This is a genomic window from Dyadobacter sandarakinus (assembly GCF_016894445.1).
Taxonomy (GTDB): Bacteria; Bacteroidota; Bacteroidia; order Cytophagales; family Spirosomataceae; genus Dyadobacter; species Dyadobacter sandarakinus.
In genome coordinates this window covers 3,102,253-3,123,795 of sequence record NZ_CP056775.1, presented here as the reverse complement: position 1 = coordinate 3,123,795, position 21,543 = coordinate 3,102,253, and the positions used below count along the sequence as shown (strand labels likewise).

Genomic DNA, 21,543 nt, shown 5'->3' with positions numbered 1-21,543 from the left:
AGCATTACAGAATCTTAATGGACCAAACCTGAATTTTCTTTTCAGACCGGCTGAAAATCAAAAGCTTGTAGTAGCCAGGCTGATAGGTGAGCTGTACCGGCATTTCGGAGGGGATTGCCTTGTCGCCAAGCCTCTTGCCCGTCATGTCAAAAATCGTCGTGTAATTTCCCGATTTAATGGAAATAAAGCGGTTGTCAGCTCCAAAGTAGTGGTACTGCACCACCGCATTCGGAAGTATATCCTTGATCTCAAACAGCTCTTTTCCCTCTTTCGTGATGACTGCCATTTTGGAGTTCAGCGAGCGCAGCATAACCCAATCGAGCGAGTTACGGTCGTATAGCGTGCGGAACCGGGAGCCTGGCTCAGGCCGCAGCAGCTGTCTGCGGGAGGTAATTTTCCCGTCCAGCCCAATGCGGATCAGCTCGCCCGAGACACTCACACCGGCTAGTTCGGGCTGACCGGTAGCCATATCCTGCGTCCATGTAAATGCACCTTCGCTCCGCGTGAGAATATCCACCGGAAAGCCGGGACGCAGGCTGCCGTTTTCTTTCAGCAATGCAATTTTGCCGCTCTGCTCCGTCACGATAAACCCGCGGTTCCCGATCTGGTTCAGCGCAACTACCGGTCCCTGAATGCTTGTAAAGCGCACCGACTGGCTGAGGCGGCGCATGCGTTTGGTCACACCTTCCCAGATAAAAAGCTCCTCTGAGGCATTTTTAACGATAAACCTGTTACTGCCGTCCTCACCGCCGTCAATCGCGTACAATGCCGTGATGGGCGTTGTGGAAGGCAATGAGGCTGTAAAGGTTGAAATACGGGTAGAGTCGTCCTCGTCAAGCACATACACCGTTCGCGCTGTGGCAAAAATGCGCTGCTGACGACCGATATTCAGGAAATCTACCTTGTAGGCAGACGTAACGATCGGCCCGTCGAGCCTGGTGAATACCTGCGTCTTTCCATCGCTCAGGTTATTGGTCCTCAATAAATTGTGCTGGCTGTCTGTAAGCAATACTTCCGAGCTCCCATCAATCGGGTTTTGCAATGCGGTGAGCTCGGTATCGTAAATGTCCGGCCATTCAATGTCAATGTTCAGGAAGGTTTTATTCAAAACATTGCTGGCTGTCTGCTTCTTTTTGGGATAAAGTCCGACGGAAGGATATGCCTTGCTCCCCGAGAATCTGCACTGGAAAACCGCAGTTTCAATCTTGGATGTCAGGTCCGGATAGCTCTTACTCGCCCTGTTTTCTGCCTGTGACTGTACTTTCCGTAAATTAACAATCAGCGAAAGCTGAGCTTCATTGTTTTCCTTCACCAGGATACTGTCGTATTCCGGCGATTGTTTCCAGGTGATCTGGTTTTCATAGTCCATCAGGTAATTTTGGAGCACCTGCGAGTTGTTGCTGATCACCAGATAAGGAGCCACGTAAGTAAGGTAGCTGCGTTGAAAACCTGTAAAGACAGGTCCGTACAGACCCGCAGGAAGCTCCGGAATTGGCACTGAATAAATATCATAACCCTGGTAGCGGTCACTGGACACATTACTTTCCTGGTTGGCAAGCTTGGAAAGCTTTTGCAGCAAAGGGCGCAATTTGTCGTAGTTGGAAAATTCCGCAAGCAGTATTTTCCCGTCGCCGATGCTGTTGTTTTCTTCCAGCTGGCAGAGGATCAGCTCGGAGCCCAGGTTATTGAGGAGCATGCGGCTGTCTTTGCCGATAAAGTAGTTGAGCCGCTTCCAGCCTTCATGCGGATAGGTGTCGTGCCACGCCAGAAACTGCTTCCGGAATGCATCCTGGTCAGAGGCAGAGGAACGGTAAAGCAGGGAAGTTTGCTGTGAAATGTACTTGTGGGCCGTAAAGGGCGTGCCCGGATTGTCCTTCATGATCTCCGTCAGGTAGGATTCAGGCGCATCTGCTCCGGCAGATTCCATCACGAGATCATTCTTTCCTGGAGTGTTGCCAATATGATAATCCTGGTACCGTGGAAAGCTGCGTACAAATTCCTGTAAAAAGCCGCTGGCGCGCTCAGCTGGCAGCACTGAGCTCCATGCATCACTGCGCAGGTACAGGCTGGTACCATAATCCGAGTCATCGATTTTTGAAAAGTGCGACCGCAGCCTGAACGAGGCAATATTCAGTGATGAAGTTCGGATCACGTCTTCAATCAGATCACCATAGTAGCTCAGGATAAGGTAGTTGTCTTTAATCAGATAAGAAAAAAGAGGCTTTGAATTCCCGTCGATCACATCGTTGATGCGGTTATCCTGGAAATTATGGTGCAAGGCACGCACGGCCGTATTATGCGGTGTGGCGAGCCACGATTCTTCCTCTCCGGTGGCTATCGGAATGTACATAATCACGCCCCACTCCGTGTTTGTTCGCGGATGGAAGGAGTAGGAAATACTCTTCCCCTTTAAAAAGCGGTGAATGCGCTGCTTATCGGCAGCGAAGATATGAAACAGGGAAAGGTTGTCGCTTGCAATATCCAGCAGGGGCAGCCTTTTCAGGTCGAGTGAGGCACTGGTTGCTGCATATGACGAGTCCTGCAAATGCTGACTGGTGATGACGACCAGGGCGTTGGACGGAACAAAGTTCCACGCAGCAGATGAGCCCTTCGACCATTTGAACAGGAAGTAACCTGCCAGTGCAAGTACTGGCACCAGCAAAAAAAATAGTACTTTCTTTTTCGACACTAGCTTATGCGTTAAGCACGGATCGCCCTGACTTTCCGATTAAGTTCCAGGCGGAACCGCAGCAATTCTTTAAAGCTCCGGATGCAAACTTTCCAAAGGTTCCACTTCACAATGGATACAGTGCCCGTCTCCCTGTCTTTATGGGTGATCGGAATGTCAAACAGTTGCTGTCCTGATTTTTTGGCCATCACAGCCAGAAAAATATTTGGTGCAAATGGTTCAGGATCAGGAAGCTGAGCCATCAGCTTTTTGAGGAACGAGCCTTTGATCAGGCGAAAGGGGATATTGCTGTCGAGTATATAGGTGCCGTAAACCAGTGCAATGGTACTACGGAGGAATTTAGTGATAAACAGCCGTACGCCGGCATCGTGGCGGATTTCCCGGTAACCAAGTACGAACTCCGACTGGTCTTTGCGTTCCCAGAGCTTGTTGAAATCGGATGTGATAAACTGGTCGTCACTGTCGGTCTGGAAAACGTAATCAGATCCGAGCGCCAGTGCCTTGCGGTAACCATTGACAACCGCATTGCCATGCCCTCCATTTTTCTGGTGTACGACGGTCAGGTTAGGGATTTTGGGAGAAAGCTGGTCCAAAAGTACCTGTGTGTTGTCCTTTGAGCCGTCGTTGATAACGATAAGTGTAGTGCGATCTTCGGGAAATCTATGTTTAAGAAAATCTGTCCAGTTGGTAACTACCTTTTCAATACAATCCTGTTCATTGTAAGCGGGCATTACTATACTTAAAAGGTACGACATGCAAGTCCTATTTGGTAAGTTGGGCGAAATTAATAAATAAAGCCAGTAACCGGGCTATCCGATAATTGAATTAGTAAGCATACTTATCCTTCAATGCATTGATCGGCTTTTCAAAAAAATACCATGATACTGAGGCGACCGCAATCGTGAGTGCAGCCACAATCAGCGCCTCAAATGCCACCGATCCCCGTAGATCCGGCACATACTGGTATATTTTCCGGAACAGCCGCACGGTAGGGTGCATAGGTCCGCTGTGAAAATGATTGTACACGAAATTGTGGTACAGATAGAGCCCGTAGCTGATCTTGCCGAGGTAAATGCTGACCGGATTTTCGAGAAAACCTGCCATCAAACCCTTGTACCCCATCACACCCCGGCCAATCAGGAAAAAGCCGAACACCGAAGAAACAGTCCTTTCCAGAACGACAAAAGCTACATTATATTTATTATCAAACGTTTTTGCCCAAAACTGAAGCGCCATCCAAAGCAGCAAAGCCAGCAACACAGGCCATGATTTGCTGAACAGTTTTTCAAACAATGCCTTGTGATACAGCTGCATCCAGGCCATGAGCCCGCCGAGTGCAAATGAATCCAGGCAGGTAGGCGTACTGACGTAGGTGACGATCCAGTCGTCGGCAGTGAAGACATCCCGTCTGGCAAACAAAAAAAAGCGGAGCCCCAGGCTGAACAGTCCCATGATGCCCAGTACCGGTACCAGCCGGTTTTTGGGTACAAAGAAAATGAGGAAAGGAAAAAATAGATAGACCTGCTCCTCTACCGCCAGCGACCAAAGGTGATCCACGGAGCCCATCCAGGTTTTATGCGAAGCCATGTAAATGTTGGTTCCGTACAGCGCAAGCCAGCCCAGCTTCTCACGCACCGGAGGTACGTTGAAAATGAAAAGGAGTACGATCATTAGGTAATAAACCGGGAAAATGCGTATCGTCCTGCGGATGAGGAACTTACGCAGGTAGTTTTTGAAACCGTCGGGTTCGCTGTAATTTTTTTCCTTGCTTTTCAGCAGGATGCGGGAGATCAGAAATCCGCTCAGTACGAAAAAGATCGTCACCCCCAATGCACCAAAAGGAATCACATTGACCGCCACAAAGAGGTGATCGACCAGTACCAGTGCTACTGCAATGAACCTGATGCCGTCAAGCTGGATGATATGTCCGTCAGATGTAGTGCGCATATTACCAGTTGACTTTGACTTTCGGTCTTTCAATTTGATGAGTGATTTTCAATGTTTTATCACTGAAAAGAATGCCCGTATCATCACCTTCCTGCCTGAGCAGTGCCAGTTTGTAGGTGCCTTTTTCCATGCCGGCATAGGGAATTTCGGTATGATAGCCGGGTGCAAAGTAGTATTGTTTCAGAAAAAGCTCCTTACGGCTTTTGTTCCTCGTCCTGTATGCAGGATAAATGTAAAACCTCTTCGGTGAGCTCAGAACAATGTAGATCCCGCTATCCTGTAAACGCTGGCTTGTGAAGCTGCTGTTGGCGATGCTCAGCGAATTGGAGCCGGGCTTGAAAGTGGTCGCATCAATCAGCTGTGTAAGTCCGCGGGTTGTCCCTGCATAATGCTGCCGGTCGGCAAGCTCGACAAGCGGAAGCCAGTGCTCATACACGACGGGTGTTTTTTCAATGATGTTGGCAGCAAAAGAGGTGTCGGCAGGTGCCGAAAGGTTCTTATTTGCAAATGTCCAGTTAAACTGGTCTGTCACCTGCATTTTACGCAGATTATAGGCATCTACGAGGTGATAGTGATAGCTGAAAACATTGAAAGTTACCGCCAGGAAAACGATGGCAGTAATGTACGGGGATAAAAAGCTGCCGCGGATCGGAATTACCACATACAGGTAGGCAACCAGCAGCAGCAATACCGAGTAGATTTTATACCGGCTCGTTATCAGCCCGTCCAGCCCCGATCCGGCCCGGCTGTACACCACGATCAGTGCGGTACCAAGAATGAATAAAATGGCTCCAAGGCAAAAAAGATCGGTAATGCGCTCGAACTTCTGACTGTACTTATTGCGGACGATCCTGAAAAGGGTAGTGGAAGCAATAGAAACTGCCACCAGGAAAAGAACGACACCCAGGAAAAAGCACATCTTGAAATGATCCGCGACGGGAATAGATTCCGCAAAGGAGCCCAGAAAAGCCATAAAGCCTTCGCCCAGCTGCAACACGGATGCCTTGGGCTCGGGGATGGCTTCGGTTTTCTGGTACCAGTAGAAATAGGCGAACAGCTGAACCGCACTGATGACAAGCCACAGCGCAAACCGTTTTCTGTTATGGGTCAAAAACAGCAGCAATGCCCCGAGCGGCAACACCAGCAGGCCGTTTCCGCTGGTCAGTACCGTCAGCACCGACAGCACGATCGCCAGGCAAAATGGAATGACATCAGGCTTGATGCACAGGTACAATGTCCAGAGTACGAGCGTGACAACCCCGAAGTTCTGAATGGCAGCCATGCCCCAATACATATTTTCCCAGAAAGCAAGCGTCAGCCAGAGAAAAGGTACCGGTATGAGCGCCGAGAATGGTTTTTTGTTTTTTTTCAACAACTCCCACCACAAAGGAATGAAGCCCAGCAGCAGGATATTGCCGGCCATCATCATGTGGCGGTAGTTGAGGTGGCCGGTCATGGAGAAATCCAGCCAGGCAAATGCGCGCGTGAGGGCTACGCGGTGCTCATTGTGCTGGCGGAGCAGAGCTTTGAGCTTGCCCTGCCAGCCGGGAGCGGCGGCATATTCAATAATAAATGCCTTGAATGCATGATCGTCCCATTTGGGAATATTAATGGCATAATAATCCCAGACTGTGAAATAGACCAGTACCGGTATCAGAAGAATCAGGCTCAGGATGATTGTAAAAGCCTTTTTTGTCATGCCGGAGTCAGAATTTGGCTAAGCTGTTCAAGAATCGAATTCGCATCCAGTCCTGATTTTTTCTGGTGAAAACCCTGGCTTCCGTACAGTCCGTCCGGGTAGCCCTGTGCACGCAGGCTCCGGAAGCTTTTCGGGGCAATGCCTTTTTCAAGCAGCTGAATCGATAACTGCTGCGCCAGCCCGCCGATGCTGATATGTTCTTCGACCACCAGGAGGTGAGGCGTTGCGGAAATGAGTTTCGTGATGTCGGCTGTCAGTTCAAGCGGAAAGCGAAGGGCAGTGATCACGTTCACTTTCTGACTCAAATCTTCTGCCAGGGTCAGTGCATTAAGCACATTGTTTGCCACCGGGCCCAGCGCGAAAATGGTGATTTCTGCCACGGGAGACTGATGAATCACTTTAAATGAGCCCGACACAAAGCTGTTGGCAGGTGTTACCTTGCCTGCTCCCAGTCTGAGGTAAGCCGGCCGGCCTTCCCCGCTGATGGTATGTACAATTTCACCTACTTCATCCGAAAATCCCGGTACCCATACTTGTGCATTCTGCATGCCGCTGAGTACAGCCAGGTCTTCAATAGCATGGTGGCTGCTGCCCATGATCCCATAGCCGTAGCCGCCGCCATTTCCTACCAGGAAAACAGGCAAGTTGTTAAAGCACACATCATTGCGGAATTGTTCCAGGCAGCGGTAGACGATAAAAGGCGCAATGCTGTAACAAAAAACTTTATAGCCTTTATGTGCAAAGCCTGCTGCTACGCCCACCATATTCTGCTCAGCAACACCTGCATTGATAAAGCGCCTGCCTAGCTTTTCCTGTAAATTTTCGAGGGCATTATAGCCAAGGTCGCCTGTAATAAAAACAATGGAGTCGTCCTCCATTGCGAGCTGTTCCATGGCATTTGAAAATTCTTTTCTCATGGGTGAATTCAGGTAAATATGCCTGCGTTGCTGTTTCTAAACATTCCTGAGTAAAAACCCTGGATCAACGCCTAGCTTTAAATAAACTGCTTTCAGAAACGATACGTCCGGCTCTCTTTTTCCATTCAGTATTTGTGAAAGCTTGTCGGTAGTAATTTCAAGCAGTGCGGAGAGTTGCTTCTGAGTGATCTTTCGTTCGTACATCTTTAATTCGACCATCTCGATAACCGTTTCCGGCTTTGGAATAGGATAGTAGCGTTTCTCATATTCCTGAATCGATTTGGCCACTTCCAGAAATTCCTTTCTCCCGGCTTCGCTTTCCTCGAACTTGCCGGCAATCAGCGCATCAATTTTCCGGAATGCGTCATTGTACTCGTTTTCCGTTGAAATGCTCATGACAATTTTCATTTAGATTTTCGTCACATCGATCTTGCTGTATTCAGCATGGGTACCAAACCATCTGATGTAAACAGTCCGGACTGTAAAAAAGATCATCGCTACCATCCGGTACTTGTTCCCCTTTATGTTGAAGACATACCGGTCGTCACCTACGTAGTCTGTGCTGTTAAACATTGACTTAACTTCTGAAAAGTTAGCCCAGTCGGCACGTTCTGTCTTCTCTGCCCACTCGCTGATTGCAATTTTGGCTTCGGGGTATTCACGTGAATAGGTGTGTAAAGTCTTCTGTTTAATGATAACCATCTAATCTCAATATTATTTGAGTATTTCAAATTTTCTTTGACTTTTTCAAATTGTTGAGATATGCTACTTATTTCCTCAGCTGCTCCACCAGCGTTCTGATTTCCTCGGCGGTTTTATAGGCTTTGGCACCGCGGCGAATTCTGGTGCGGATGTACTTTGGCCGTTTTTTGGTTTCTTCAAATATCTTGGTAATGTATTCGCCCAGGAAGGATATGCCCAAAATGGTCAGCCCGCCGAAAAATACGATCAGTACAATCACTGTGCTGATACCCCGGGGCGTGTCGGGAAAGAAGAATAGTTTTGCCAGTATCTGCCAGATAATGCCCAGGATGGACAGGCCCGTCAGTGCAAAGCCTGCATAGCTCATCAACTCAAGAGGAGCAAAGCTGAAAGAGAAAATAGCTTTTTTCGCCCACCAGATATTTTTTGTCCAGTTGTTGGTTGATACCCCGAACATACGTTCCGGCCTTACATAGGGTACACCGGTTTGTTTAAAACCGACCCACGCACGCAGTCCGCGCAGAAACTGCTCTGTTTCGGGCAGGTTCACAAGCTCTTTTACCACCTTCCTGTCAATCAGTGAAAAGTCGCCGGCGTCACGGGGAATCGGGATGTAGCTTAGTCCCTGGAATATTTTGTAAAATGATTTATAAAAAAAGTGGATATGCGGCTTCATCTCACGCTGCACCCGCACGCCGTACACGACATCGTAGCCTTCCATCCATTTTTCATAGAAAGAAGGAATGATCTCGGGTGGGTCCTGCAAATCGCCGTCCATGAGCACCACACTGTCACCCGTAGCAATTTCCATCCCGCTCAGGAAAGCGGACTGCGACCCGAAGTTACGCGAGTGGCTGATCCCCACCACATTGGGGTCCTTGTCACAGATGGCATTGATCACTTCCTCCTGATTGTCGGGCGAATTATCATTTACAAAAATGATCTCATACCTGACTTTCAGTTGATTGAATGTTTTTACCAAGCGCTCATACATAAAAGGTATCGCCTGAGCATCCTTGTAGCAGGCAATGATGGCCGTGATAACCGGGTTCAGCTTGGGGTTTTCAAATGCCGGGATCACTGCGGATTCGTAGCCGATCTGCTCCTGCCACTGCTCCGTTTTGCGCAGGCCTGCTTCCAGCGAAGTACGCGGCAGCCAGCCAAAGTCTTTCTCAAATGCCGTTGGATCGCCATACCACTCAGCCAGGTCCCATTTACGGTTCGACATGCTGCCCCATTTTGGTTCCTGCATGATCCCGAAGGCTTCCCGCGACGTATCTACGAGGTCTCCGATGGTGGTTTTGCGGCCGGTAGCAATGTTGTAGGACCGTCCCGAACTGGTTGCATCAATCTTTAATGCCGCATCCAGAAATGCTTCCACGCAATCTTCCACAAACACGAAGTCGCGGCTGATTTCCGGGGAGACAAGCGATGGCAGCTGCTTTTTGCGCGCAGCTTCGACCAGCTTGGGGATCAGCCGGTCGGGTTCTTCCCAGTAGCCGTAAATGGAGTAGAGGCGCAGATTCAGCGTTTTCAGCTGTGCTACTTTGGCATAGTATTCCAGCAGATAGGCAGCCGAGACCTTGGACACGGCATAGTGACTATTGGGCTCTACGCGATCCGTTTCTTTGGGGGAAGTACAATTAAAACCGTATTCAGAGCTGCTGCCGGCATGAATGTAAACCATCTCACGCGTACAGTTCTGCAGAATATTGACCGTCCCGAGCACATTGGTATCGTAAGTCAGATGAACATTACTTTGCTTGCTGTAAGCTCCATACGCTGCCAGGTTAAAGATCGTTTGTGGTTTATACCTTTCAAAAACCTCCTGTACCGAGCTGCTGGATGTGATATCGCAATGGACAATGTTCTCAAAGGGAACATCCAGCAGTTTCAGCCGCCATGCTTTTGTAGCATCGTGCGTGAGCGCATAACAGTCTTTCCTGATCCTGAAAATGTCATTGAAAAGGTTGGCACCAATGAAGCCGCTGGCACCAAAAACGAAGACCGGCCCTTTTAACTGTTCAATTTTTTCGCGGTAAACCGGTATATGATCAAGCATTCGTTAATTCATTAAGGTAGCGTTCCTTCACTTCCGCAACAGCCTGCTCGTACTGCGCCTGGTTCATGGGCAGGTAATGCCATTCGAGGCGGTTTTCCATGTACGATACACCTTTGCCTTTCACAGTGTTGGCGATAATAGCTTTGGGAAGTCCGTTTTTACGACTTTTTAATTCATTCACGGCATAATGGATGGTAGCAATATCGTGTCCGTCCAGCTCAATGGTTTCGAAACCGATCGCATTCCACTTCTCCACGGATGCTGTTTCGCCCAGCACTTTATCGGTAAATCCAAAACCCTGCAACCCGTTTTTGTCGATAAACATGATCAGGTTGTCCAGCTGATTCTGGATCGCATAATGTGCAGCTTCCCAGGTGGTACCTTCGTTGGTTTCACCATCGGACAGCAGCACGTAGGAGTAGGAGTCTTCCCCGCTGATTTTGGCAGCATGGGCAATGCCGGTTGCGATGGGCAGCCCGTGACCCAGGGAGCCAGTGGCAAATGGAATGCTTTTGTACTGGCGGGGTGCAGGATGCGCGGGCAGGGTAGTGCCGTCCAGGTAAAAGGTGCCGAGCTGCTCGTCGGTGATCTCTCCCAGCATGTTCAGGCTGGCATACAGCGCAGCCGCAGCGTGCCCTTTGGACAGAATGAAGGTATCTTCCTCCGTTTTTTGTAAAAACAAAACAGAAATGATCAGGTCAATGCAGCTGAGCGAGCATCCGATATGGCCGGCATTGGCCTGGTGGTAGAGACCCAGGATTTTCAGCCGGAGCTCCCCGCTGATCTGCCTGGGGTCATTCAAGATTTCTGCTGCTGTCATGGCTGATGGTGTATGTCTGTGTATTGGCTTACTGGAAAAATGACGGCCCTAAGCGGGATATTTGCCGTGCAATATACAAAATCTTATTTGACCGCTCCCAAGTGTCAGGCCACCTACTCCGAGCCGTAGCGCAGACCTTTAAGACGCATAATTTCTATTGGTTTGGTGCTGCCGGGCCTTTTCAGAAGGATACTTTCGGTTTGTGTTGTATCCATTGCCTGTACATAGGCAGCATCTTTGGGAAGGTAGAGATTGGTCAATTGCGCGTCCTGCACGGAGTAGGGCAGGAAGGTCCTGTCCATTTCGGATAAGATGATAAAGCCACGTGCCGGATAGCGTACCGTATCACCTTTCTGGTACATCATTTTGATACGTTCCGCGGCTTCATAGTACGGGTTGGGCTGGCGCGGGTTGGGAAAGTAGCCGTATTTGACAGACCTGTCTTCATAAAATTCCTGCAACCGTAAAGCCACAAAGCCCAGCTGCAATGCCAGGAAACCATACACGATCAGCCTGAATGCCGGAGCCAGCCTCAGGTAGTACTGCAGCAAAAGCGAAAGCAGGATAATCACATAGGGAAAGGAAAAGCCCGAGTACCGCTGCGTGATCCCAAAGGTATGCCCGTTTTTGAAAGACATTAATATCAGGAAAAGCGTGGGCACCAAGCCCATAATATAAAGCATCCACAATCTCCTGCGCTGAACCTGGTTGGCCTCTGCATGCAGGGCCGGGATAAACGACAATGCGAAAACCGCCACCGGGAGGATGGTAAACTGGATGCGGTGATTGGTGTAAACCGCAAAACCCACAGCCAGAAGCACAAAAGGTACTATACCCGCAACCGACTCTGAAACCCGCACTCTTCCCTTCACCCGGTTCCAGATGATGAGCAGGATGCCGATCAGGATGGCAATAACTACATTTCTTTTACCCAGAAGCGCATCCGTGAGTCCGTTTGTGAAAATGATCAGATCCGCAAAGACAGGCAGTGCCTTGTTGAACACATTCAAAGGCGTAGCCGGCAGGATCACACCGAAAGGATTGTTGTAGGGCATTGTTTCGGCCATGCGGCGGTACAGGTCGGCCTGGTAGCTGAGGGAATACAGGGTGTACTGCCCGCCGCCCGCTACCATCCACCACGTGACCCCGCTCAATGCAACCAGGGCCGTGACCGCCATTTTGATCCAGCCCTGCACATTTCTCAGGAAAAGCAATGCATAAAATGCATGCGCCAGCAGCACCGAGATCGTGAGGAAATGGGAGAGCAGGCTCAGGCCGGCAGCCAATGCATACCCTGCGTACAGCCAGAGGTTTCTGTTTTTTTCTTCCATAATCCGCAGGAAGAAATAGGTAGCCAGCAGCGTGAGGAAAAAAGTAAGGGAATAGTTACGCGCCTGATGGCTGTAAGCAATAAAAAAAGGCTCGACGGCCACAATGGCAGCTGCGATCAAGCCCGTACGTTCATTGAAAAATCTTTTACCAAAAATATAGGTAAGCCCGATGATCAGGACACTGAAAATCACCGAAAAAAACCGCACTGCATAGTCCGACATACCGAAAAACTTTATCCAGTAATGCAGCAGCAGGTAGTAGAACGGGCTGTTTCCGATATCGCTGCGCGTCATGGCATCATAGTAATCCTCAATGGACTTGGGTGCCCAGAATTCTGCCGGCGTGAAGGTTTTGGGGATAAATGTTTCCTTGTAGGTAAATGAGCGCAGCACCTGCAAAGGCTTGTAGTCCAGCTCCGGTTTTTTCCAAAACTCGGGTACCGAACGTACGGTATGCGCAAAAACGTCTTTCTGGTTGGCACCTTCAAGCACAATGCCCTGACTTACGACGAGCGTGCTTTTTTCGTCAAAAAATATGCTGTAATTATCAAGTTTGTACACCCGGAGCAGAAATCCCCCGACGAGGATTATGCACAGGAATATCCAGGATCTCCTATCATTTTTGACGCTGCTAAAAGGCATTATTTAAGTAGGGTATGCTGACGGACTGGCGCGAAATTAAGGAAAATTCGATTTTCCGGGCATTTTCTAAATTTTAAGGATCGTGAACTCCACGCGCCGGTTCCTCTGGCGGGTCTGCTCGGTAAGGTTGCTTGCGATGGGCTTAGCCGGTCCCCAGGCCTTGGTCTGAATGCGGCGCGCGTCTATTCCTTTGGAGAGGAGGTACTTCTTGACCTGCTGCACGCGGTCTTCGGACAGCTTCACATTCTTCTGCACCTCGCCCTGGTTGTCGGTATGGCCTTCAAGCAGGATTTCCATAGCAGGATAGTCGTTCATGGTGCTCACAATGCGGTCGAGCTCCGAGAAGGAGGAAGGTATTACTTCGGCACTGCTCTGGCTGAACATGGTATTGTTCAGGCGGATCTGCTGCCCGGGCTTGATAGGTTGCAGATACAGGTTTTTCCGGATTGTCCGGTAGGTAGTTTCATTGGAAAGATCAACCTCCTCCGTGGCTGGAAAATAGCCTTTCTCGACGGCAGATATGCGGTAAATCTCCTTTAAGGGAAGGATCAGCCGGTACTCGCCGGACTCCGGTTCGAAGCTCGCCGTGGTAAATACCTCATTATTTTTCTTGATATCGGCAATGATGTCGGAGCGGAGCGGCTTGCTGGTTTCGGCCTCGAAAATGGTCCCCGTAATGATGGCTACCGGCTCGGGCTTCATTTCGGGCGTCATGCGGATCCTGAAAATATCTTCCTGCCCGATTGCTTTGTCGCTGGCGCTGAAATACGCGTAGTCACCCGTGGCCGGAATGTTGATGTAGGCATCCCACAGGGGCGTGTTGATCGATGGTCCGAGATTCTGCGGCTCCGACCAATGCACCCAGGTATCATCCAGGCGCCGGGTCACAAAAAGGTCGCCTTCGCCGTAACCGCTGTGTCCCTGCGACGAAAAATAAAGCGTTTTGTTATCAAGCGCCAGAAAAGGTGTACCCTCATAATCAGCCGTATTGATCACATTGCCCAAGTGCCGCGGCTCCGACCAGCTGTCGTCTTTTTGTAAAAATGAAACATACAAATCCTTGCCGCCCTCGGTATCCGGGCGCTGCACGGAAATGATCATGACGTTTCCAAAAGGTGAAACCGTAAGCTCCATGCTGCCTACATATCCCGCCAGGTTCTGGATCTTGTATTCCTTCGGGAAGGTCCAGCCGTTTTTGGTCCTGAATGACCTCGACAGACCGAAGTACATGCTGCCGTCGGGCCGGTAAATGTTGATCAGGTAAATGGTTTTACCATCTGCGGAAATGCTGGTAATTGCATTATCACCCGCATTGTTGATGGGAGGTCCGATATTTACCGCTTCGCTCCATTGATTTTTGTCGTTGAGTGTGGCATACCATACATCCTGCTTTTGGGGTGAGCCTATATTCCCTGCAAAATTACTCCTCGTGAAATACAGCGTTTTGCCATCAGGAGAAATGATCGGGGCCACTTCCTGTCCCTTGCTGTTAACTTCTTTGCCAATATTCTCCTTCTGGTATTTCAGCTGCGTGTCTGCCAGGTTGATCGTGGCCTGTACAGGAATGTCAGAGGCGGAAATGCCGATCGCGTCGATCTGGTTAAAACCGGAAACCCTGTCGGGCTGCATGACAATTTTCACGGCATTGGCAGTAATACTTTCCTGCTTTGGAAAAACATGCAGCATCCTGCCTTTCACCTGTTGCTGACCGGCAGGCGTATTGTAAACCAGGTACTCCTTGCCTGCGGCATCATAGGCATAAATGCGGGTGATGGAGCCTGGATTGAAGTTTTCAGCTACCGCGATCTGTTTCAGCGCAATGGTTTTTTCAAACCCGACCTTAATCCATTCTTCATTACGGCTGTCGGCCTCAGCAGGTGACCAGGCGCACGGGCTGTCGCCAAAGTCGGGCAGCTTGTTGGGTTTTCCGAGGATTTGTTTGGCGCGGTACGCGTGGCCGTATTGTGCAGGACGTAATTCTGACGAGTACCCGAGGATTTTGCCCGCCCATACTACCTCCTGTCCGTACCCTTTAATGCATGCAATTACCAGCAGGAGATAAATTGTAAAGCTTTTATAAAACCAATTCATGGGTGAGCTGCAAGCCGTCAGGCCTCATTTTAAATGCGCAAAAGTCAGGTCTGACTAAGAATATGACTGAATTTTCAACAACTAGTAATATTATCAAGAATCCGACGGAATGTCAAACGAAGCAGCTGTAAGCGCCGGCCTAGTTCTTAACACCCACCAGTACAATCCAGTCCCAGCCCGGCTGCGCATCGGGAGGCTGTATGGCGGCATCCGGTCCCGGTTTCAGGTCCGGACCTGTCCATCGCCGGCCAGTCCTCGGACTGTACCACACCACCCCGAATTCACTGCCATTGAGGTAGGAAAGATTGAGGCGGGCAGGCCGCGATTCCGGGAAGTACATCATGGCCATTTTCTTGTTGGACAACGATACTACGCCTATTTCACGCTGGTCGGTGGAGTCGGGCAGGAGGGTCTGTTCAGGATCGGGCTGCATGTATTCCCAGGGGATCCCTTTCAGTATTTTTACCAGTTCATGAATGTATTCGGCCCCATCTTTGGTAATGTTCGCTTTCCAGGTCGGGTAAAAGTTTTTGATCGTGCTCATGTGGCAAAACCCGGCCGCAGAGCTCAGTATAGACTGGTAGGCCTGGTTCCTGATCTGCACGGACTGGTCTTTCAGCTCCCGCGGAAACTCCGAGTTTGCGATCAGAAACGGCCGTAATGATGCCTCAGCAGAGTTTTTCTGCCAGTTGGCCAGCGCTGCATATTCGGAGTGGGTTACGGTGGAGTCGGGGATAATGAATTTCAGATCCGAGCGGTTTGCATTGCCATTGTCGACAGGAGCCGGCGAGCAGGTACTCAGGGAAGCGATAATCTGGTCGCCACCGGCAGCACGCAGCCCGGCCGAGATCGCCTTGAACTGGGCTGAGCTCTGGTACTCCTCCTCGCTCACGATCCAGAGCACATTCGGGAAGCTGGCAAACTGTTTACCGACATACTCCCCGTATTGTTTCCAGGCATTTTCGCCGAAACCATCAAATACCACGTTCCAGCTTTTTCTTGAAACCACAATACCCACTACCAGATCGCGCTCGCGTGCCGCAACGATGATTTTTGTCAGGTAGTCAAAGTAAGCTTTATTGGGTTTGGCAAGATCATTACCTGTAAAAGGCTGGACTTTCTGATAGTTTCGCTGGGTAGGAAATGCCGGCAGCAGCTGTATGAGGAAAGTATTAAATGATTGCGACTTGCGGATGTCCATGTACCGGACTGCATCCGTGTAGCTCATGCGCCGCAGCAGTTGCCAGGCTACATCTGCCACCATCAGGAACGGCGTGCCATGATTATCAACGATGTGATGGCCGTTCGGGCTTATTTTAAGCGGAAACCGCTGGGCTTCGGACACCTGATTGGCGGCCAGAGAGGTGTTTGCAATGATCAGCATCAGGAATATCAGCTGTGTTGCCCGGGTTCTCAAATCAAAAAAATGGATCAGGGTAGTGGGGATCAATGGTCTGTCAGCTTTGTTTCAGTTGCGCAATGGTTTCGCGCGGATTTTCTGCACTAAAAACGAAACTTCCTGCCACCAGTATATCTGCGCCTTCCTTTACCAGCAAAGGTGCATTGCCCAGGTTTACGCCCCCGTCCACCTCAATCCTGAAACTGAGTCCGCGTTCCTGCCTGATCCGGTGAAGACGGGCAATTTTGTTGTAGGTGTTTTCGATAAATTTTTGTCCTCCAAATCCGGGATTGACCGACATGATGAGCACGAGCGAAAGTTCGGGCAGTATGTCTGTCAGCAGCTCCACCGGTGTATGCGGGTTCAGTGCCACGCCCGGGGCAGCTCCCGTTTCGCGAATGTGCTGCACCGTGCTGTGCAGGTGCGGACAAGCTTCGTAATGCACCGTAATACCATTCGCGCCAGCTTTTCGGAAAGCTTCGAGGTAGCGGTCGGGCTGCTCGATCATCAGGTGTACATCCAGCGGCTTGCGCGCATACCGGTTGACAGCCTCACAAACAGGCATGCCGAATGAAATATTAGGCACAAACATCCCGTCCATAATGTCGACGTGAATAAAGTCTGCATCGCTTGCGTTGAGCATTTCAATGTCGCGTTGCAGGTTGGCAAAGTCAGCGGCAAGTATGGAAGGGGCAATGGAAGCCATAGGTCAGGTGAAATGGTTAAGTGCGTGAAAATAGTGATTGTGGGGGTACCGGCCAAAAAGTGAGGGAGTAGGTCAGGTCGCCTCGGCTAACACCGTAAGCTGAAAACCAAATGAATATTTGTCCTGTAAGAAATAAAACGGTTGGCAAAAGTATGATTTGGAAAGTAGTTTTATTCTCTTTTTGCATTTTCATCCAGTTTGACATTTTCGTTCAGGATGTATTCTAATGCGCCAGTAACTGAATTCTTAATGGTATTTACCCTGTTATAAGGAAACTTGAACTCAATGTAGTTGCGAGCATCGCTTTTACCAATCTCATACTTATTGTTCCTACGCCCTTGTTGATCTGGAACTCGACAAGTACACACTCAGCCGCATGCAGGAAGTTTCTAAAATGCCGGAGGCTGACCACAAATAGATTTTTATGCTCATTGATGCACTGATACGCGATTTTAATGCCGAAAGGCACTATGCCGTATAAAAGAATAGGCTCCACTCCGGAGCCTGTTCTGTTATAAGTTATCACCCTGTTTAGAATCTAAATACTCTCATCAAACCAAACATCTTCAAAGTTATCAGCCACCATAAAGCGCCATCCTGGCCCAAGTCCTAAGTATTTCGATATATTTGGGACCCAATTTTCAATGTGTTCGATATGGAGCGGAACAAAAAAATCATCATCCTGAGATAATTCTTCTCCTGCCCAAATATACCATCCCGTTGTATCGCCTTCGGGGTTTATTCTCAATCCATTTATGGGAAGAATTCCACTTTTTACATTTTGAGAGATACCCATTTTAAGATGTAACGGGGATTCCAAAAAAGTAGCTTTATACTTCTCACAGATGTCTTTTTGCTGGCTTATTATGTTAGTCCAATCCATTTTTCTTCTTTTGCTCAACCAACATCTGAGATATAGAAAGCACGATTTAGCGGATCAATTATTGATTCAATAAAATATCCTAACTCATTTGGCTCTGAATCTGGTCTGACTCCTTGTTCTGAGAGCAGCTTTGATAATCCATCCAACAAATATTCAATCTGTTCATTTTCTAAAGACACAATATTACTTTGAAATTTTACTGTACTTTTTTCAAAGACGGGCATCAAATCTGGAAAGTTGTCTATTAGGAAATCAAACTGGCTGTGTGAAAATTCTATTTCTTTCATTATCGTATTTTTTTCGGATCATACTCTAATCCTAGTTGCTTGGCTCTATTTAATGCATTATTGCCTTTTCCGTTAGGATATATCATTTCTCCCCTAGGTTTCCCAAAAGTACTTATGACTTTTCCATTTGAATTTACTACAACTTAGCACCAGCACCATCGTATTTTACTCCACCGTTGTCTTGGGGAGTCACCTTTTTAGGATTTTTAACGGCTTCTACGATTTCTGAGGCTTTAACACCCCTACCACCATCTCGTCCGATGGATTGATTTATTCCATGCCTAGTATAACCGGTTATTACTCCTTCAACTCCATCCCTACCTGCTTTTACAACCTGTGATTCCGCGCTGGTCTTTGAAAGCAAATTCCCAGGATTTGCAGGGCTTGACCCGGCCGTGGCAACCAAAGCAACATCAGCTACCGTATTTACGGCCTCTCTTACTACACCTCCAAGCGAGTTGTCAACGGATTGTCGATAGATTTGGGTCTCAAAGGTCTGATTTTCCTCATTATCCGTTTTGTACCCCGCCCGGATATCCGAACCCAACAGCCTTGCCCCTGTATTGATGATGGCATGCTTGGTATCGTAAAATGCCGTTGTTATCAGTCTTGCGATCAGGAAAGGGTCATTCCCTTGATTTTCCGGCCACATCCCATCCGGATCAATAAACCGCATTGGATTATCAAATCCATAATTGTATGGAGACCAACGCCTTCCTTGCTCTGCTAGTGGATCTATCTTTCCCCATCGCCCAATCTCCGGCATATAGAACCTGGCCCCATAATCCAGATACCCGCTCCCGACCTGCAACTCCTTGCCATTGTACAAATACCTGTTCACTCCATTCCTGGCCTTCTGCGAAGCCCCGTCCCGGTTAATCCCCAGCCCAAACGGATAATAATCCGTTCTTTGCAACACATTCCCTTTCTGATCAAAGACAATGCGGATGTTGCCCAGATGATCTTTGAGGTAGTACTCAAAGACCAGCTTACCACTGCGCATCACGGCCTGGCCTTCGCTCAAACTAACCCGGTACAAGTTGTTTGCATTGCCCACCTGCCGGTACTCAAAGGCACCTGCGTATTTAAGCGTCAGGGTGTCGGAGGTATACTTGTGCTTTTCTCCTGAGGCATCGTAATCGTAGAGCTGGGTCTTGCCTGCGATGGTGATGGTCTTAGGCTGGTCAATTTGATTGTAAGCAATTGCCGCTCCCCGGGTGCCATCGCTGGTCATGTTCCCATTCAGATCGTAGGCAAAGGTGCTGCTGCCGGACTTCACCCCGGTGTTACTGGCCGAGTTGTCGCTAACGGCCGAAAGCCGATTGCCGGTGTAAGTATAGGCCAGGTTGTCAGTAGCCGCTCCGGCGCGGTTCAGCGTCTTGATGTTACCGTTCTTGTCGTAAGTGATGCTACTTTCTGTATCGGCATAGCCGTTGATTCCTGTCGAGCCCGTCAGGCGGTTTGCCCCGTCGTAGGTGAAGGTGAGCCCTTTGGTAAAGCTGGCTTCATCGGGGTTGGCCCATTGCATTTGGCTAATGTTGCCGTTGGTGTAGGTGTTTGCTTTCTGGTAGGTGAGCCCAAAGCCAAAGTAGGGCAGCTCAGGGCCGTTTTCGTTTTTCTTGTAGACGGTTTTCCCTTCTGAAAGCCAGCCTCTAATATTGTGGGTGTAATTGGTTTTTCGCAGGTAATGGATGCCGTCTGTGGAATGCAGCCACTTGCTTTGCAGCTGCCCCAAGGCATTGTAGCGCTGGGCGGTGGTGTAAGCCTCGGCTGTACCAGCACCCGCAGTTACTTTTTCTTTCACGTCCAGCAGCCGGTCTGCATGGTCGTAGGTGTAGCTGGCAAGGTGGGTATTGACGATATTGCCCGAAAGTAGCTGCTCGGTTTTTTGCTGGGCAGCTATGGGGGCCAGATCGTACTTGTACTGGGTTGATGCCCGCTCGACAGCGCCAGCGCCCAGCTCATACAGTTCCCGGCTCACCTGGATAGGCCGGTACTCGGTGTCATAGTAGGTCACAGCAGTCAGCCAGCTGCCTAGGTTCCCACTTCCCAAAAGCATGCGGCTGCGGCTGCCGGTCAGCTGGCCTTTTACGGCCGGATTGTAGGCGGGGTAGTAGACAGGTGTATAGGCCAGTCCTGCTGCTTTGGAAAACAAGTAATCATCATAGAAGGTAACGGAAAGCAGATCAGCCTCACTGGCCGTTTTCGGCGCGGTTTTATCCAAAGTATAACCTGAAACACTCCCATTCACCCGCTCTTCATGGTGCTGGGTCAAGGCATCTACGATCACCGACCAGTTGGTGCGGGTAGCATTGGAAATAACCTCCCCAGATGCAATCGGCCTGTCCAAAGCATCGTACTTGGTAAAGCCCCACACGCCCCGGCCCAGCTGGCCCGGATCGCGCGATAGTGCCAGCCGGTCATACTGGTCATAGACCAGCTCGGTAGCGCCCTGGCCGGGCACACGTTTGACGATCAGCCGCTGGCGCTCGTCGTAGTCGTAGGTGAATGCATGATCAGAGAGCGAAGCTAAATCCTGGTAGGCAGGTTGCAAAATGCCCCGCAGCAGTCCCAGATCATCAAAGACGTAGTAGGTGGAAAGAGAGCTGCCTGCCGCAGCGATCACCTGCCGGCAGATCATTTGTCCCAAAAGATCGGTAAACTCATTGACCACATTGCCCTGCTCGTCGGTAGTGTTCAGGTACACCAGGGTGCCGGGTGCATACTGGCCTACCTGGATGATCTTGTTAGAAGCCACATCATAGTCATAGCGGTTAACCTGGTTGGCCCCGTTCACCTTGCGCTTGATGGTGGAGGCTGCGCTTTTATCGCCGGCAAACCGCTGGCCCGACACCCGCCCCAGGGCAGAAGGCTCAAAGAAGGTCTCCGAATATGGCCTTCCCAGATCAGAGGCCAAGAGGCCAGCAGCGTTGGCAGAGTACCAAGCCGTACCATTGGCAGCGGCATTGAGCTGAAAGGCGCCTTTGCCCGAAACAGCATAAGGCAGATACTTCTTAAACAACCTGCCGGCTGCATCGTACTCAGCGGTTTCTACCAGGTCCTGACCCGAAGGGCTCTGTCCCACCAGCACGCGCTGGACAGGCCGGCCCAGCCCGTCAAAGTACTGCACCTGGGTGATGACTTTGCTGACATCATCGGGAGCAGCACCTGATTGTTTGAAGGTGCGATGCAGGATGTAGTTGCGCGAGTTGGTCTGCTGGGCGTGGACGGGGAAGCAGGCCAGCAGGAGGATAAGTGGAAGGAAAAGTTTTTTCATTGATTGTCGTTCAAATTCAACCCACCTGAAAGACGGGCAGCGACAATGAAGCAAACTTCCGATAGGTACCCGCAAGCATTGATCCGGCGGC

The 21,543-nt window shown here is 49.7% G+C and carries 16 protein-coding genes; all 16 read right to left on the bottom strand.

Annotation, left to right across the window (positions count from 1 at the left end; translation table 11 throughout):
* Positions 1–4: 4 nt before the first annotated feature.
* Positions 5–2,689: a hypothetical protein gene (locus tag HWI92_RS12555; protein WP_204655511.1), complete on the bottom strand. Its 2,685-nt coding sequence runs from the start codon at positions 2,687–2,689 to the stop codon at positions 5–7.
* A gap of 11 nt (positions 2,690–2,700) precedes the next feature.
* On the bottom strand, positions 2,701–3,444 hold the full coding sequence (locus tag HWI92_RS12550) for a glycosyltransferase family 2 protein (protein WP_204655509.1): 744 nt from the start codon (positions 3,442–3,444) through the stop codon (positions 2,701–2,703).
* A 70-nt stretch (positions 3,445–3,514) separates the two neighbouring features.
* Complete coding sequence (locus HWI92_RS12545) at positions 3,515–4,636, bottom strand: acyltransferase family protein (RefSeq protein WP_204655507.1); 1,122 nt, start codon at positions 4,634–4,636, stop codon at positions 3,515–3,517.
* A 1-nt stretch (position 4,637) separates the two neighbouring features.
* The gene (locus tag HWI92_RS12540) at positions 4,638–6,335 is read right to left on the bottom strand and encodes a hypothetical protein (protein ID WP_204655505.1); all 1,698 of its coding nucleotides are present in this window, start codon (positions 6,333–6,335) and stop codon (positions 4,638–4,640) included.
* Complete coding sequence (locus HWI92_RS12535) at positions 6,332–7,252, bottom strand: transketolase family protein (RefSeq protein WP_204655503.1); 921 nt, start codon at positions 7,250–7,252, stop codon at positions 6,332–6,334. The genes HWI92_RS12540 and HWI92_RS12535 overlap by 4 nt, the downstream gene beginning before the upstream one ends.
* 36 nt (positions 7,253–7,288) lie before the next feature.
* Positions 7,289–7,648 carry a helix-turn-helix domain-containing protein gene (locus tag HWI92_RS12530; protein ID WP_204655502.1) on the bottom strand — a complete coding sequence of 120 codons (360 nt, stop codon included), beginning with the start codon at positions 7,646–7,648 and terminating at the stop codon, positions 7,289–7,291.
* Between the two features lie 12 nt (positions 7,649–7,660).
* Positions 7,661–7,954: a type II toxin-antitoxin system HigB family toxin gene (locus HWI92_RS12525; RefSeq protein WP_204655500.1), complete on the bottom strand. Its 294-nt coding sequence runs from the start codon at positions 7,952–7,954 to the stop codon at positions 7,661–7,663.
* A gap of 67 nt (positions 7,955–8,021) precedes the next feature.
* Positions 8,022–10,016, bottom strand: coding sequence for an NAD-dependent epimerase/dehydratase family protein (locus HWI92_RS12520; RefSeq protein ID WP_204655498.1), 1,995 nt, complete (start codon positions 10,014–10,016; stop codon positions 8,022–8,024).
* Entirely contained in the window at positions 10,009–10,836 is an 828-nt protein-coding gene (locus HWI92_RS12515; protein ID WP_204655496.1) for a transketolase, read from the bottom strand. Before HWI92_RS12515 ends, HWI92_RS12520 begins: the two co-directional genes overlap by 8 nt.
* A 113-nt stretch (positions 10,837–10,949) precedes the next feature.
* Positions 10,950–12,809 carry a glycosyltransferase family 39 protein gene (locus HWI92_RS12510; protein WP_204655494.1) on the bottom strand — a complete coding sequence of 620 codons (1,860 nt, stop codon included), beginning with the start codon at positions 12,807–12,809 and terminating at the stop codon, positions 10,950–10,952.
* Between the two features lie 66 nt (positions 12,810–12,875).
* Positions 12,876–14,900 (bottom strand): OmpA family protein, encoded by a 2,025-nt coding sequence (locus HWI92_RS12505; protein ID WP_204655492.1) that lies wholly within the window; start codon positions 14,898–14,900, stop codon positions 12,876–12,878.
* 139 nt (positions 14,901–15,039) lie between these two features.
* A complete protein-coding gene (locus HWI92_RS12500) occupies positions 15,040–16,350 on the bottom strand; it encodes an apiosidase-like domain-containing protein (protein ID WP_229247902.1) in 1,311 nt (436 codons plus the stop codon).
* A gap of 7 nt (positions 16,351–16,357) precedes the next feature.
* Positions 16,358–17,005 (bottom strand): ribulose-phosphate 3-epimerase, encoded by a 648-nt coding sequence (gene rpe / locus HWI92_RS12495; RefSeq protein WP_204655490.1) that lies wholly within the window; start codon positions 17,003–17,005, stop codon positions 16,358–16,360.
* 538 nt (positions 17,006–17,543) lie between these two features.
* Complete coding sequence (locus HWI92_RS12490; protein ID WP_204655488.1) at positions 17,544–17,888, bottom strand: immunity protein Imm33 domain-containing protein; 345 nt, start codon at positions 17,886–17,888, stop codon at positions 17,544–17,546.
* Between the two features lie 14 nt (positions 17,889–17,902).
* Positions 17,903–18,175, bottom strand: coding sequence for a hypothetical protein (locus HWI92_RS12485; protein WP_204655486.1), 273 nt, complete (start codon positions 18,173–18,175; stop codon positions 17,903–17,905).
* A gap of 136 nt (positions 18,176–18,311) precedes the next feature.
* On the bottom strand, positions 18,312–21,452 hold the full coding sequence (locus HWI92_RS12480) for a DUF6443 domain-containing protein (protein ID WP_204655484.1): 3,141 nt from the start codon (positions 21,450–21,452) through the stop codon (positions 18,312–18,314).
* Positions 21,453–21,543 lie beyond the last annotated feature (91 nt).

Excerpts from the sequence above, each read along its gene's own strand:
- HWI92_RS12510 (WP_204655494.1), bottom strand. The coding sequence starts at position 12,809 with ATGCCTTTTAGCAGCGTCAAAAATGATAGGAGATCCTGGATATTCCTG.
- rpe (WP_204655490.1), bottom strand. The coding sequence starts at position 17,005 with ATGGCTTCCATTGCCCCTTCCATACTTGCCGCTGACTTTGCCAACCTG.
- HWI92_RS12490 (WP_204655488.1), bottom strand. The coding sequence starts at position 17,888 with ATGGATTGGACTAACATAATAAGCCAGCAAAAAGACATCTGTGAGAAG.
- HWI92_RS12540 (WP_204655505.1), bottom strand. The coding sequence starts at position 6,335 with ATGACAAAAAAGGCTTTTACAATCATCCTGAGCCTGATTCTTCTGATA.
- HWI92_RS12480 (WP_204655484.1), bottom strand. The coding sequence starts at position 21,452 with ATGAAAAAACTTTTCCTTCCACTTATCCTCCTGCTGGCCTGCTTCCCC.
- HWI92_RS12530 (WP_204655502.1), bottom strand. The coding sequence starts at position 7,648 with ATGAGCATTTCAACGGAAAACGAGTACAATGACGCATTCCGGAAAATT.
- HWI92_RS12545 (WP_204655507.1), bottom strand. The coding sequence starts at position 4,636 with ATGCGCACTACATCTGACGGACATATCATCCAGCTTGACGGCATCAGG.
- HWI92_RS12525 (WP_204655500.1), bottom strand. The coding sequence starts at position 7,954 with ATGGTTATCATTAAACAGAAGACTTTACACACCTATTCACGTGAATAC.
- HWI92_RS12550 (WP_204655509.1), bottom strand. The coding sequence starts at position 3,444 with ATGTCGTACCTTTTAAGTATAGTAATGCCCGCTTACAATGAACAGGAT.
- HWI92_RS12505 (WP_204655492.1), bottom strand. The coding sequence starts at position 14,900 with ATGAATTGGTTTTATAAAAGCTTTACAATTTATCTCCTGCTGGTAATT.
- HWI92_RS12485 (WP_204655486.1), bottom strand. The coding sequence starts at position 18,175 with ATGAAAGAAATAGAATTTTCACACAGCCAGTTTGATTTCCTAATAGAC.
- HWI92_RS12520 (WP_204655498.1), bottom strand. The coding sequence starts at position 10,016 with ATGCTTGATCATATACCGGTTTACCGCGAAAAAATTGAACAGTTAAAA.
- HWI92_RS12515 (WP_204655496.1), bottom strand. The coding sequence starts at position 10,836 with ATGACAGCAGCAGAAATCTTGAATGACCCCAGGCAGATCAGCGGGGAG.
- HWI92_RS12535 (WP_204655503.1), bottom strand. The coding sequence starts at position 7,252 with ATGAGAAAAGAATTTTCAAATGCCATGGAACAGCTCGCAATGGAGGAC.